At 68.5% G+C, this 13379-nt stretch carries 16 protein-coding genes; 5 read left to right on the forward strand and 11 right to left on the reverse strand.

The window, feature by feature from the left end:
* Positions 1-49: 49 nt before the first annotated feature.
* The gene (locus QZV97_RS12640) at positions 50-718 is read right to left on the reverse strand and encodes a Crp/Fnr family transcriptional regulator (RefSeq protein ID WP_295642427.1); all 669 of its coding nucleotides are present in this window, start codon (positions 716-718) and stop codon (positions 50-52) included.
* Positions 719-922: 204 nt separating this feature from the next.
* Between QZV97_RS12640 and trxB the strand changes: the two genes are divergently transcribed.
* The 3 genes from trxB to rpmG all read left to right on the forward strand — a co-directional run bounded on the left by trxB (position 923) and on the right by rpmG (position 2396).
* Positions 923-1867 (forward strand): thioredoxin-disulfide reductase, encoded by a 945-nt coding sequence (gene trxB, locus QZV97_RS12645; protein ID WP_295642429.1) that lies wholly within the window; start codon positions 923-925, stop codon positions 1865-1867.
* A gap of 113 nt (positions 1868-1980) precedes the next feature.
* Positions 1981-2214, forward strand: coding sequence for a 50S ribosomal protein L28 (rpmB, locus tag QZV97_RS12650; RefSeq protein WP_295642548.1), 234 nt, complete (start codon positions 1981-1983; stop codon positions 2212-2214).
* 14 nt (positions 2215-2228) lie between these two features.
* The gene (rpmG, locus tag QZV97_RS12655) at positions 2229-2396 is read left to right on the forward strand and encodes a 50S ribosomal protein L33 (protein ID WP_011828714.1); all 168 of its coding nucleotides are present in this window, start codon (positions 2229-2231) and stop codon (positions 2394-2396) included.
* Between the two features lie 80 nt (positions 2397-2476).
* Here rpmG and QZV97_RS12660 read toward each other — a convergent pair whose 3' ends face one another.
* The 4 genes from QZV97_RS12660 to QZV97_RS12675 form a co-directional block, all read right to left on the reverse strand.
* Positions 2477-3700, reverse strand: coding sequence for a fatty acid desaturase (locus tag QZV97_RS12660; RefSeq protein WP_295642434.1), 1224 nt, complete (start codon positions 3698-3700; stop codon positions 2477-2479).
* A gap of 132 nt (positions 3701-3832) precedes the next feature.
* Positions 3833-5092, reverse strand: coding sequence for an RsmB/NOP family class I SAM-dependent RNA methyltransferase (locus QZV97_RS12665; protein WP_295642437.1), 1260 nt, complete (start codon positions 5090-5092; stop codon positions 3833-3835).
* Between the two features lie 40 nt (positions 5093-5132).
* Positions 5133-5885 (reverse strand): LytTR family DNA-binding domain-containing protein, encoded by a 753-nt coding sequence (locus tag QZV97_RS12670; RefSeq protein WP_295642441.1) that lies wholly within the window; start codon positions 5883-5885, stop codon positions 5133-5135.
* A complete protein-coding gene (locus QZV97_RS12675) occupies positions 5882-7021 on the reverse strand; it encodes a histidine kinase (protein ID WP_295642444.1) in 1140 nt (379 codons plus the stop codon). Before QZV97_RS12675 ends, QZV97_RS12670 begins: the two co-directional genes overlap by 4 nt.
* Positions 7022-7094: 73 nt before the next feature.
* Here QZV97_RS12675 and argH point away from each other — a divergent pair, with 73 nt between their 5' ends.
* Both argH and QZV97_RS12685 read left to right on the forward strand, forming a co-directional pair.
* Complete coding sequence (gene argH / locus QZV97_RS12680) at positions 7095-8498, forward strand: argininosuccinate lyase (protein ID WP_295642447.1); 1404 nt, start codon at positions 7095-7097, stop codon at positions 8496-8498.
* A gap of 44 nt (positions 8499-8542) precedes the next feature.
* A complete protein-coding gene (locus QZV97_RS12685) occupies positions 8543-9418 on the forward strand; it encodes an alpha/beta hydrolase (RefSeq protein ID WP_295642450.1) in 876 nt (291 codons plus the stop codon).
* A gap of 22 nt (positions 9419-9440) precedes the next feature.
* Here QZV97_RS12685 and QZV97_RS12690 read toward each other — a convergent pair whose 3' ends face one another.
* The 6 genes from QZV97_RS12690 to rpsP form a co-directional block, all read right to left on the reverse strand.
* A complete protein-coding gene (locus QZV97_RS12690) occupies positions 9441-10430 on the reverse strand; it encodes a CobD/CbiB family protein (protein WP_295642453.1) in 990 nt (329 codons plus the stop codon).
* Between the two features lie 51 nt (positions 10431-10481).
* Positions 10482-11165, reverse strand: a complete 684-nt coding sequence (locus QZV97_RS12695; protein WP_295642456.1) for a CoA pyrophosphatase — start codon at positions 11163-11165, stop codon at positions 10482-10484.
* Between the two features lie 74 nt (positions 11166-11239).
* On the reverse strand, positions 11240-11593 hold the full coding sequence (rplS, locus tag QZV97_RS12700) for a 50S ribosomal protein L19 (protein WP_295642459.1): 354 nt from the start codon (positions 11591-11593) through the stop codon (positions 11240-11242).
* 107 nt (positions 11594-11700) lie between these two features.
* Positions 11701-12474 carry a tRNA (guanosine(37)-N1)-methyltransferase TrmD gene (gene trmD, locus QZV97_RS12705; protein WP_295642462.1) on the reverse strand — a complete coding sequence of 258 codons (774 nt, stop codon included), beginning with the start codon at positions 12472-12474 and terminating at the stop codon, positions 11701-11703.
* 9 nt (positions 12475-12483) lie between these two features.
* The gene (rimM, locus tag QZV97_RS12710; protein ID WP_295642465.1) at positions 12484-13065 is read right to left on the reverse strand and encodes a ribosome maturation factor RimM; all 582 of its coding nucleotides are present in this window, start codon (positions 13063-13065) and stop codon (positions 12484-12486) included.
* A gap of 32 nt (positions 13066-13097) precedes the next feature.
* On the reverse strand, positions 13098-13358 hold the full coding sequence (rpsP, locus tag QZV97_RS12715; RefSeq protein ID WP_295642468.1) for a 30S ribosomal protein S16: 261 nt from the start codon (positions 13356-13358) through the stop codon (positions 13098-13100).
* Positions 13359-13379 lie beyond the last annotated feature (21 nt).

Below are 13379 nucleotides of genomic sequence, written 5' to 3' on the forward strand. Positions count from 1 at the left end.
CCAGCTTCCCAAATCAGGAACGGATGAACAACCTATCGGAACGTCACAGCTAGCGATGGGCCAGGCGCTCCATGATGTGGACCGCGCCGTTCTCCTGGGTCTGGATGAAACCACGCTCTTCCAGGTCCTTCATCACGCGGCTGACCATCTCGCGGGACGCACCCACGACCTTGGCCAGGTCCTGCCGAGAGACCTTGTTGCGGATCAACTTGTACTCGGCGCCTTCCTCGGACATGTCGAGCAGGGCCCGCGCGACGCGGCCATAGACGTCGAGCAGCGCCAGAGACTCGATCTGCCGATCGGCAGCGCGCAGGCGGGCGACGAGCCCGCGCATGATGGCGTACGAGAGACTCGAGTTTTCGGGCAGGCAGCGCGCGAACTCGGCGCGACCCAGCACCAGCACATCGCACTGCACCTCGGCGCGCACGGTCGCGGAGTGCGGTTCGTTGTCGATGAGGCTCATTTCGCCCAGGTAGTCGCCGGGCTGCAGCACGGCGAGGATCACCTCACGGCCCCGGGCATCGGCCGTCACGACCCTGGCGCGGCCGGTGAGCAGGATGTAGAGCGCGTTGGACTTGGTGCCCTGCTCGACGATGACCTCGCCGCGTCGGTAGCGGCGCTTGATCACGCCCTCTGCGATGGCCTGCGCCTGCTCGCCGGTGAGCAGCGAGAACAACGGCACGCGCCGGATCAGGTCAAGGTTGGACAGCATCGCCATCGGATCACCTTCGCTCTGGTTGGTCTATCGAGGCCATAGGCCACCTTGCGGCGGCACATGACAGCACTACCTACAATTCCCCGGCCGGATCGCCATGCCGCGGAACGTGAGAAATGTCCCGCTCGAACTCTAACCGAAGGTCAGCGCTCACAAACCCGGATCGTCCCTGATCCCGCTTCGTTTCCCATCCAACCCACACGCCTCATGAGCAAGCACGCCAAAGTCCTGATCCTCGGTTCCGGCCCCGCCGGCTACACGGCGGCGGTGTACGCGGCCCGTGCAAACCTGCAGCCGGTCCTGATCACCGGCCTGGCCCAGGGTGGGCAACTGATGACCACCACCGAGGTCGACAACTGGCCGGCCGATGTCATGGGCGTGCAAGGACCGGACCTGATGCAGCGTTTCCTGGAGCACGCCCAGCGCTTCGGCACCGAGATCGTGTTCGACCACGTCAACCGGGTCGACCTGTCGAAACGACCGTTCACCCTGACCGGCGACGCCGGCACCTACACCTGCGACGCCCTGATCCTGGCCACTGGCGCATCCGCGCAGTACCTGGGGCTGCCGTCCGAGGAGGCCTTCATGGGCCGGGGCGTCAGCGGCTGCGCGACCTGCGACGGCTTCTTCTATCGCGACCAGCAGGTCTGCGTGGTGGGCGGGGGCAATACGGCGGTCGAGGAAGCGCTGTACCTGTCGAACATCGCGAGCAAGGTCACGCTGGTGCACCGGCGCGACAAGTTCAAGGCCGAAGCGATCCTGGTGGACAAGCTGATGGAGAAAGTTGCAGCCGGCAAGATCGAGCTCAAGCTCTTCCACGTGCTCGACGAGGTGCTGGGGGATGCCAGCGGGGTGACCGGGGTCCGCGTCAAACACACGCAGACCGGCCGGACGCAGGACATCGCGCTCAAGGGTTGCTTCATCGCCATCGGGCACCGGCCCAACACCGAGATCTTCCAGGGCCAGATCGAGATGAAGGATGGCTACATCCTGACGCGCTCCGGCCTGACGGGCCTGGCCACGATGACCAGCGTGCCCGGGGTCTTCGCCGCCGGGGACGTGCAGGACCATGTCTACCGCCAGGCCATCACCAGCGCCGGCACCGGTTGCATGGCGGCGCTCGACGCGCAGCGCTTCCTCGAACAGGACTGATCGGAGCGAGCCCGGCGGGGCCAGGTGTCTAGCCGGCGTTTCCTCGCTATAATGCAAGGCTTCGCCGGGCGTCCCTCGGCGCCCGAGTGGATCACATCGAACGGAGAAGCGTCATGGCACGCGTCTGTCAAGTCACGGGCAAAGGCCCGATGGTGGGGAACAACGTCTCCCACGCCAACAACAAAACCAAGCGTCGCTTCCTGCCGAACCTGCAGTACCGCCGCTTCTGGCTCGAGACCGAGAACCGCTGGGTGCGCCTGCGCGTCACGAACGCCGCGCTGCGCCTCATCGACAAGGTCGGCATCGATCAGGTCGTCGCCGACCTGCGTGCCAAGGGCGAACTCTGAGCTAGGAGAAGATCATGGCCAAAGGTGGACGCGAGAAGATCAAGCTGGAGTCGACGGCCGGTACCGGTCATTTCTACACGACCGACAAAAACAAGAAGCTGCATCCCGAGAAGATGGAGCTGATGAAGTTCGACCCCAAGGCGCGCAAGCACGTCGCCTACAAGGAAGTGAAGCTGAAGTAGGTCTCCGGCTTCGCTCCAAGAGAAAGGCGCCCCTCGGGGCGCCTTTTCTTTGCGGGTCGAACCCGCGATTCCTTCGAGCGTCAGGCGTGCGCCGCGCGCAAGCGCATGGCGAAGTCCTGCAGGGCCGCGATGCCACTCTCTTCGGCCTTGCGACACCAGGCCTGGAGATCGGCGACCAGCTGTTCGGCCGACACGTTGGTGCGCGTCCAGAGCAGTCGCAGTTCCTCGCGCATCGTCACCAGCTTGTCGAGCACTGGGTGTTCGGCACGCGCGGTCGCGACGTCGGAACGCACGGCCTGAGGGATGCGGTCGTCGTCGCGGTGCAGCCAGCGCTTGGCGAGGCGCAGTTGCTTCCATTTCGTCGTGTCGCGCTGCCCTTGAGCTTTCAGGCGCGTCAGTTCAGTGTGGCAAGCGGCCCGGAGCTCACGGCCATAGCCGGCCATCAGCTCGTAACGGTTCGCGATGATCGCCTCGAGGGTCTTGCTGTCGGCCACCGGCTTGACCGCACCGAGCGCCAACCGGGGCGGCGTCTTGCGCACTGTGGCCAAGCCGAGCTTCTGCAGCACGCTGATGTAGAGCCAGCCGATGTCGAACTCATAGGGCTTGACCGAGAGCTTGGCCGAGGTCGGGTAGGTGTGGTGGTTGTTGTGCAGTTCCTCGCCGCCGATGATGATTCCCCATGGCGAGATGTTGGTCGATGCATCCGGCGCCTCGAAGCTGCGATAACCCCACCAATGGCCGATGCCGTTGATGATGCCGGCGGCGGTGATCGGGATCCACAGCATCTGGACCGCCCACACCGCAGCGCCGATCGCACCGAAGAGGAACAGGTTCACCAGGAGGCACAGGCCCACACCCTGCCAGCTGTAGCGGGTGTACAGATTGCGCTCGATCCAGTCGTCGGGCGTGCCGTGGCCGAACTTGGCGAGCGTCTCCTGGTTCTTGGCCTCGTGGCGGTAGAGCTCGCTGCCGGTCAGCAGCACAGTCTTGATGCCGCGCGTCTGCGGGCTGTGCGGGTCGTCCTCAGTCTCGCACTTGGCGTGGTGCTTGCGATGGATCGCCACCCACTCCTTGGTCACCATGCCCGTGGTCAGCCACAGCCAGGCCCGGAAGAAGTGCATCACGGTGGGGTGGAGATCGAGCGCCCGGTGGGCCTGCGAACGGTGCAGGAAGATCGTCACCGCGGCGATCGTGATATGCGTCGCCACCAGGGTGTAGGCAAGCACCTGCCACCACGTCGCGTCGAGATACCCCTGGGCCAGACCGCTAACCGCGCCGTCCCACATCGTCGAAACCCAGTCCATCACTATCCTTTGCTGATTGCTGCGGGATTGTAGGTGCCGATGTGCTCGGCCGCCCGGGGAAACTACGGACTTTCCCGGATCGGACAAGGATTTCGGACCGGGCGGCCCGCAAAACGTTCCTCCAGGCCAAAGCTAGCGTTTCTGCCAGATTGCAGCAAAGAAGCCGTCCGTTGCGTGCCGATGAGGCCATAAACGAAGATAGCTGCCGCGTACCAGGCCGGCGGCTCCGGTCAGTTTCTGACGCTCAAGGGCCTCCAGGGCCGGGAGCGCGACAAAGTCACGCTGGGACGCCAGGAAGGACTCGGCGATCGCCTCGTTCTCGGCTTCGAGCAGGCTGCAGGTCGCGTAGACGAGGCGCCCTCCGGGCTTCACAAGGCGCGCGGCACTGGTCAGGATGGCTTGCTGCTTGGCGCGCAGCTCCTCGATCGCCTGCGGCGACTGACGCCACTTGAGGTCGGGATTGCGGCGCAAGGTACCCAGGCCCGAGCAAGGCGCGTCGACCAGCACCCGGTCGATCTTGCCGGCCAGGCGCTTGATCCGCTCGTCCCGCTCGTGCGCGATCTGGGCCGGATGGACATTCGACAGACCGCTGCGTGCCATGCGCGGCTTGAGCGCTTCGAGCCGGTGTCCGGACACGTCGAAAGCGTACAGACGCCCGGTGTTGCGCATCATCGCCCCCAGCGCCAGCGTCTTGCCGCCGGCGCCGGCGCAGAAGTCGACCACCATCTCGCCCCGTCGTGCCTCCGTCAGCAACGCGAGCAACTGGCTGCCCTCGTCCTGAACCTCGACGTCGCCGCGACTGAAGACCTCCAGTTTGTTGAGCGCAGGCTTGCCCTGAACCCGCAGACCCCAGGGCGAGTGCGGTGTCGCTACGGCCTCGACCCCCGCGTCGCGCAGCGCCACCGTCACGTCCTCGCGCCTGGCCCGCAGCGCGTTCACGCGCAGGTCGAGTGGCGCCGGCGCGTTGAGACTCTCGACCAGGGGCCAGAACTCGGCGTCACCGAGCGTGCTCCTCAACGGATCGGCCAGCCAGTCGGGCAGGTTGTGGCGCAATCGGTCGGGCAAGGTTGACAGATCGACGCCGCGCGCCCGGCCGACCCACTCGCGTTCGTCGGGCGCCAGAGCGGTGCGCACGAAATCGTCGCCGCCTTGCCAACCCAGCAGGACCAATCGCCGCTCGAGCGGGCCGCGGCCGGACTGCGCCAGATGCTGAAAGAGCAGGCGGCGTCGCAGCACCGCATAGGTGGTCTCCGCCAAGGTGTGACGCTCGCGCTGGCCAAGACCACGATGCTGATGGAAGAAGCTCGACAGCACGCCGTCGGCCGGCGCATCGAAAGCGAGGACCTTGCGGAGCAGTTCGGTGGCAAGGTCGAGCAAGGCGGCCGGATGCATCGGCCTGATTATCCGTGGCGGTCGATCAGCCGCACGGCGCTCAGAGCCCCCCGGCGGCCAGCGCCTCCCGCACGGCACCCGCCTGGCGACGCGACACCGCCAGCCATTCGTCGGTCGGCGCCACGCGCACCGCCCAGCCCTCGGCACCCTCTTCCTCGCTCGCGCGGCGCTCCAGGGCGCGCACCGCGACCTTGGCCACGATGGCATTGCGGTGGACTCGCAGGAAGCGGTCGCCGAGGCGCTGCTCGATCTCGGTCAGCGGGTCGTCGAGTACGTAGGTGTGCAGCGCGGTCCTCAGGGTGACGTACTTGAGCTCGGCCTTCAGGTAGAGGACTTCCGCCAACGGCACGCGCACGAGGCGGCCGCGCTCGCTGACGACGATCACCGCCTCGTCCGCCGTCGCACCGGCGGAGCGACGTGCCGCGCGCGCGAGCGCCGCTTGCAGGCGTTCGCGCTTGACGGGCTTGGTGAGGTAATCGGTCGCCTCGAGCTCGAAGGCGCGCAGCGCGTGCTCTGCGTGCGCGGTCACGAACACGACCGCGGGCGGCTGCGGCAGCGCCTGCAGCCGCGCGACCAGCGCCATGCCGTCCAGGCCGGGCATCTGGATGTCGAGCAGCAGCACGTCCGCACGCTGACGGGCCAGCCAGGACAAGGCCTCGTCACCGTGCGACAGCTCGCCGATCACCTCGGCCGCCGGATCGGCGGTGGCCGCCACGTCGCGCACCAGTTGCGCCAGCCGCAATCGGGCCAGGGGCTCGTCGTCGACGATGAGCACTCTCAGCGCGTCGCTCACAGCGGCACCACGATCTGCACGCGATACACGTCGCCGTCGCGGCCCGCGCGGAAGTCCGCGGCGACGTCGTGCATCAGCCGCAGCCGCTCGCGCACGTTGCGCAGGGCCATGCCGTGCCCGGGCACCGAAGCCTGCTGCGGCACGCTGTTGGCCACCAGGATCTCGACCTGGCCGCGCCGGACGCGGGTGCGCACCCGCATGGTCCCGCCGCGCGGCGACGGCTCGATACCGTGCTTGACTGCGTTCTCGACCAGCGGCTGCAGCAGCAAGGGCGGCAGGCGGGCGCCGTCGGCCTGCGGATCGATCTCCCAGCGCACCTGCAGGCGCTCGCCGAAGCGGATCTGCTCGATCGCAAGATAGCGCCGTGCCAGCTCGACCTCGTCGCGCAGGCTGGCGGCGGCCTGCGCACCCGTGTCGCCGAGCGCCACGCGAAAGAGCTCGGCCAGATCCTCGAGCACCGCTTCCGCCCGCGACGGATCGATGCGCACCAGGGCGATCGCCGTGTTCAGCGTGTTGAACAGGAAGTGCGGGCGAATGCGCGACTGCAACTCGGCCAGCCTGGCGGTCGTCGCTGCCGGCCGCTCGAGCCGTGCCCGCTGCCGCAACCAATGGAAGAAGGCCGCCGCCATCGCCGCACCCGTCGCTGCAACGGCCAGGGTCCTCAAACCCTCGGCACGGGGCGACGCCGCCCACTGGAGCTCGCCCCAGAGCCACCACGCGGCCAGGCCCCAGGCAGCGCCCGCGAGCGTCGCCGCTACCCACTGCGGGCCGATCGGCAGCCGCGCCAGCCGCCGCTGGGCCAGGCAGGCCGTCAGGAGCCAGCACAGCAATGCCGGCATGCCGACGCCCGAGGCCTCGGTCAGCAGCAGGCCCCAGCCAGCAACATCGCGCGCGACGAATGCTGCGCCGAGCGCCAGCACACCGTGCAGGAACAGCACCGCGCGCAACACCACGCCGACATGGCAGACGTCGAAGGCCGAGCGCTCGGGCTGCATGTCGGCCGAGGATTCGCGCGCCGGCTCGAAGCCCCCGAAGCTGCCGAACCCGGTGCTGAGCGGCGGCGACTCCACGCCACCTGCCGCATCGGCGTCGATCGCATTCGGGCCGACATCGGTGGGTTCTGGGGCGCGGTTCACTCGGCGGGGACTCCTACAATCGATTGTCCACAACCTTCACGACCCGCGGCAAGCACCGTCGGCGGGTCGGACCATGAGCAAAGACAACCAACTCGACAAGAAGTCGCAGGCCTGGTCGGCGCTGTTCTCCGAGCCGATGAGCGACCTGGTGAAGCGCTACACCGCGAGCATCGGCTTCGACCAACGCCTGTGGCGCGCGGACATCGCCGGCTCGCTGGCGCATGCCGAGATGCTGGCCGCGCAGGGCATCCTCGGCAGCGAGGACCTCGCCGCGATCGAGCGCGGCATGGCGCAGATCCGCGAGGAGATCGAGGCCGGGCGCTTCAGCTGGAAGCTCGAGCTCGAGGACGTGCACCTCAACATCGAGGCGCGGCTGACGCAGCTGGTCGGCGACGCCGGCAAACGGCTGCACACCGGACGCTCGCGCAACGACCAGGTCGCCACCGACGTGCGGCTCTGGCTGCGCGACGAGATCGATGCGATCACCGGCCTGCTCGCAGCGCTGCAGCTCGCGCTGGTCGACGTGGCCGAGCCGAACGCTGACGTCATCCTCCCGGGCTTCACCCACCTGCAGGTCGCGCAGCCGGTGAGCTTCGGCCACCACCTGCTGGCCTACGTCGAGATGTTCGCGCGCGATGCCGAGCGCATGGCCGATGTGCGCCGCCGCACCAATCGGCTGCCGCTGGGCGCTGCGGCGCTGGCCGGCACGGGCTATCCGCTCGATCGCGAACGCGTCGCTCGCAGCCTGGGCTTCGACGGCGTGTGCCAGAACTCGCTCGACGCCGTGAGCGACCGCGACTTCGCGATCGAATTCACCGCTGCCGCGACGCTGTGCATGGTCCACGTGTCGCGCCTGAGCGAAGAATTGATCCTGTGGATGAGTCAGAGCTTCGGCTTCATCGACCTGGCCGATCGCTTCTGCACCGGCTCGTCGATCATGCCGCAGAAGAAGAATCCCGATGTGCCGGAGCTGGCGCGCGGCAAGACCGGCCGCGTCGTCGGCCACCTGGTGTCGCTCGTCACGCTGATGAAGGGCCAGCCGCTGGCCTACAACAAGGACAACCAGGAAGACAAGGAACCGCTGTTCGACACCGTCGACACGCTGAAGGACACGCTGCGGATCTTTGCGGAGCTGGTCGGCGGCATCACGGTCAAGCCCGAGGCCATGGAACGTGCCGCGAAGCGCGGCTACGCGACGGCCACCGATCTGGCGGACTATCTGGTGAAGAAGGGCCTGCCGTTCCGCGATGCGCACGAGGTCGTGGCCCACGCCGTCAAGGCGGCCATCGCCCAGGGGGTCGACCTCGGCGAGCTGCCGCTGTCGGCGCTTCAGACCTTCCACCCGAGCATCGGCGAGGACGTGCGGCCGGTGCTGACGCTGCGCGGCTCGCTCGACGCGCGCGGCGTGCTCGGGGGCACCGCCCCGACCCAGGTCCGGGCGCAGATCGCGCGCCACCGGACCCGCCTGGCCGGCTGACGCCGGCCGGCATCCGCGACGCAGCGGCGCGCGTATCGCAACGGATGAACATTCGTCGCGTGCTGTTGACAGGGGGACTGACCGGCGGTGCGCTGGCACTGGCCGGGTGCTCGCCGGCACGGGTGCTCAACGCCTGGCTGCCCGGCGACACGCACACGCTCACCGCCGACGTCGCCTACGGCGACGACCCGCGTCAGCGTCTGGACATCTACCAGCCACGCGGCCCAGCGCCTGCCGGCGGCTACCCCGTCGTGCTGTTCTTCTACGGCGGCTCGTGGAACACCGGCTCGCGCGCCGACTACCGCTTCGTCGGCGAGGCGCTCGCTTCGCAGGGCCTGCTCGCGCTGGTCGCCGACTACCGGCTCTACCCGCAGGTCAGCTATCCGGACTTCCTGCACGACTGCGCCCGCGCACTGGCCTACGCGCTGCGCGAAGCACCGCGGCTGGCGGGCGACGCACAACGCGTGTTCGTGATGGGTCACAGCGCAGGTGCCTACAACGCCGCGATGCTCGCGCTCGACGAGCGTTGGCTGGCGCCGCTGGATCTGAGCCCGAAGCAGCTGGCCGGCTGGATCGGCCTGGCGGGGCCCTACGACTTCATTCCCGTCGTCAACCCCGATGTGCGGCCAGTCTTCCATCATCCGAACGAGCCGCCCGAGTCGCAGCCGATCCGTCATGCCGACCGGCAGGCGATCCGCAGCTTCCTCGGGGCGGCCCGGACCGATTCGCTGGTCAACCCGCAGCGCAATACCGAGCAACTGGCACAACGCCTGCAACGCGCCGGCACCGATGTCACGCTGCGCTGGTACGAACGCGCCAACCATGTGACGCTGGCCGGCGCCTTTGCGCGACCGCTGCGCTGGATCGCACCGGTCCTCGACGACGTCGCGGACTTCGTGAAGACCAAGCCCGCGCTCTGAGCGAGCGGCAGGGACGCCGGTCTCAACCGACCAGGTTGGCCAGGCTCAGCAGGGCCAGCAAGAGCATCCACAGCACCACCGAGCGCCACACCAGCCCGACGACGCTGCGCAGGTGGCCGAGTTCGGGCGGCAGACCCGGCGTCGAGCCCGCCGCATCGGTGTCCTCGGTGCTGCCGCCGGCCGTGAAGCCGCGGCTGCGTTCGGGCGTCAACGGCGGAGGCGCACTGCCTCCCAGTCTCACCCCGACGGCACCGGCCGCAGCGGCCAGGATGATGCCGTCGTTGCCCGATCGCCAGAGCCCGGCATCGCGCCGCCAGCAGGCGATCGCTTCCTCGAAGTCGCCGACCACGGCGAAGCCGAAGGCCGTGAGTCGCGCGGGCACGTGGTCGATCCAGGTGAACAGCTGCTGCGAGCGCTGCATCAGCCGCTCGTTGATCGGCACGCCGACGGTGCGGCTGCGAAACGCCCAGTAGCGGCTGGAGAACTCGGCCAGGCGGTACAACACCGCGCCGGCCGGACCGAGCCCGAGCGAGGACAGCAGCACGAACCAGAAGAACACGCCGAACACGTGACGGTGCGCCGCCAGCAGCGAGTGCTCGATCACATGGCGCAGGAGTTCGGTGTGCGGCAGGTCGCTCGCGTCGAGCTGGCGCCATTCGGCCAGCAGGCGGCGCGCCTGGATCTCGTCGCCACGCTCCAGCGCGTTGCGGATGTCGGTGAAGTAGTGGCTGAACTGGCGGAAGCCCAGGGTCAGGTAGAGCACGACGATGTCCCAAGCCAGCGCCAGCATCAGGTTGAAGCGCGTCAGCAGCAGATGCACGACGAACACCAGCACCGCCGGCAGGGCCACGTTGATCGTCCACACGACCCAGGCATGGTGATCGCGCCCGGCGTCGAAGTTGCGGCCCGTCCAGCGGGTCCAGGCGACCAGCGAGTCGTGGATGCGGTTCTGGCGTGGCAGAGGCCTCAGTTGCTCGATGACGAGGGCCAGCAGGACCGCAAAGAAACTCATGCGGCGATGATAGCGAGCGGCCTCTCGCAGGCGGCCCGCGCCGCGGCTGGCTCAGGCACTGAGGAAGCGATAGAAGTTGCGCAGCATCGCGGCCGTGGCGCCCCAGATGAAGTAATCCGGCGCCTGTGGCTGCGGCCGCCAGGGCATCGAATAGAACTCGCGCCTTCCGCCGCTCCAGTCGATCGCGTGGCGCTGGTGGTGGGTCGGGTTCATCAGGAAGGCGAGCGGCACCTCGAACACCTCGGCGACCTCGAAAGGGTCGGGCTGGACGGTGAACCCGGGCTCGATCAGCGCGACGACCGGCGTGACGACGAAGTTGGTCACCGTGGTGTAGGTCGGCAGCTGACCGATGATCTCGATGTGGTGGCGGGGCAGGCCGACCTCTTCCTCGGTCTCTCGCAGCGCGGTGGCGATCGCATCGTCGTCGTGCGGCTCGGCACGCCCGCCTGGGAAGCTGATCTGTCCGGCGTGGTCGTGCAGGTGGTCGGTGCGCTGGGTCAGCAGCACGGACAGGTCGCCGCCGCGCATCACCAGCGGCACCAGCACCGAAGCGTCGGCGGGTTCCCGATCGATCAGCCGGCCGTCCCCCGGGAACTCGACCTGCCACGCCGGCGGCGCCAGGAAGCGCTGGCGCAGGGCCGCTGCGCTCAGTCGCTCGGCGCCGACGGCAGGCAGGTGCGCGTCGTTGCCGATCACCGGTACGCCGCGAGGGTCGAGGACGGGCACGCGTTGCATCGTGGACAAGCTTAGGCGCTCCGAAATGACAAGGCCGCCCGGAGGGCGGCCTGCAAGATCGCGCGGGAGCTCGCTTACGCGAGCTTCTCCTTGATGCGCGCCGACTTGCCGCTGCGGCTGCGCAGGTAGTACAGCTTGGCGCGGCGCACGTCGCCGCGGCGCTTGACCTCGATCGACGCGATCAGCGGGCTGTAGAGCTGGAAGGTCCGCTCGACGCCTTCTCCGCTGGAGATCTTGCGCACGATGAACGAGCTGTTGAGCCCACGATTGCGCTTGGCGATGACGACGCCTTCGTAGGCTTGCAGGCGCTTGCGCGTGCCTTCGACGACGTTGACGCTCACGATGACCGTGTCGCCCGGCGCGAAGGCCGGGATGGTCTTGCTCAGGCGAGCAATTTCCTCTTGCTCGAGGGTCTGGATCAGGTCCATGGGATCTCCAAGTGATCGTGCCAGCGCGACCGGTCCCGGTGGGGAAGCTTCACGCGCCGGGGCGGCGGGTGAAACGAGGGCCTGGCAGAGGATCGAAAAGCCACAGATTATAGGCCAGCTGCGCCCAGCGAGCCCAGGTAGCGCTCGTCGGCCACCGACAAGCGGCCTGCGGCCCGGGCTGCCGCGATCAGGTCCGGCCGGCGCCGGGCGGTCAGTTCGAGCTGGCGCTCACGCCGCCAGCGGGCGATGTCGCCATGGTGACCCGACAGCAGCACCGCGGGAACGTCCCGGGTCGCGTCGCCCCCCTCCAGCCGCTCGGGCCGGCTGTAGTGTGGACAGTCGAGCAGACCGTCCGAAAAGCTGTCCTGCTGGTGCGACGCCTGGTCGTTCAGCACACCGGGCTGCAACCGCGCCACGGCGTCCAGCAGGGCCAGCGCCGGCAGCTCGCCGCCGGACAGGACGAAATCGCCCAGGCTCAGCTCGTCGTCGACGTGGCGGTCGACGAAGCGCTGGTCGATGCCCTCGTAGCGCCCGCAGACCAGCACGGCGCCAGGGCCACCGGCCAGTTCGGCGATCCGGGCCTGGCTCATCGGTCGGCCTGCCGGACTGAACAGCAGCACCGGCGTCCGCGTCGCTCCGGCATCGATCTGGGACGTGCGAACGGCAGCGAGCGCACGCTCCAGCGGCTCGGCCAGCATCACCATGCCTGGGCCGCCGCCATAGGGCCGGTCGTCGACACGCCGGTAGGCGTCGTCCGCGAAGTCGCGCACCGGCCACAGCCGCAGGTCGACCAGCCCGGCATCGAAGGCCCGCCGGGTCACACCGACCGTGCGCAAGGGCGCAAAGAGCTCCGGGAACAGCGTCAGGACGTCGAAGCGCATGCCGGCGCCTCAGTAATCGAGGCCCCAGTCCACCGTGATGCGGCGCTGGCTCAGGCTCACGTCGTCGATGTAGGCAGCCACGAAGGGAATGAGGCGCTCCGCCGAGGCAACGGCGTCCGTGCCAGCGGCCGGGACGACGCGCAGCACGCTGTGGGCGCCGGTGTCGAGCAGATCGGCAACCTCGCCGAGCGCCTCGCCCTGGCGGTTCACGACCGTCAGTCCGATCAGATCGATCCAGTAGTACTCGCCGACATCGGCGGTCGGGAAACTGGCACGTGACACGAACACGCGGCAGCCGCGCAAGGACTCGGCTGCATTGCGGTCGGGGACGTCCTGCGCCGTGGCGACGATCACGTCGCCCTGCTCGCGTGCATCGGTGACGCGCAGCAGCGCCGGCGGGGCCGACGCGCCGGCCGGAACGATCTTGTCTTCGGGAGGCTTGAGGAACCAGCGCCGCGTGGAGAACAGCGCTTGCGGATCCGAGGAGAAAGGCAGGACCTTGATCCCGCCCTTGATGCCCCAGGCATCGACGATGCGCCCGACCTCGATCGCGTCTTCAGGCCAGGCGACGATCTCGCCCTGCACGGTCACGCGCTCGAGTACGTCGGACGCCCCGAAGGGCCTCAGGCGGCCGGGGCCGCCTTCGCCTTGGCGTCCTTCACCAGCCGCGCCACGGTCGGCGACAGCTGGGCGCCCAGGCCGACCCAGTGGTCGATGCGGTCGAAGGCCACGCGCAGCGGCTCTTCGCCGCCGGCAGCGACCGGGTTGTAGAAGCCCACGCGCTCGAGGAAGCGACCGTCGCGACGGTTGCGCTGCGGAGCGGCGACGATGTTGTAGAACGGGCGCTTCTTGGAGCCGCCGCGTGCGAGTCGGATCACGACCATGATGTTTCCTTGCGTCGTATG

It is taken from the genome of uncultured Methylibium sp., assembly GCF_902826655.1.
Taxonomy (GTDB): Bacteria; Pseudomonadota; Gammaproteobacteria; order Burkholderiales; family Burkholderiaceae_C; genus Methylibium.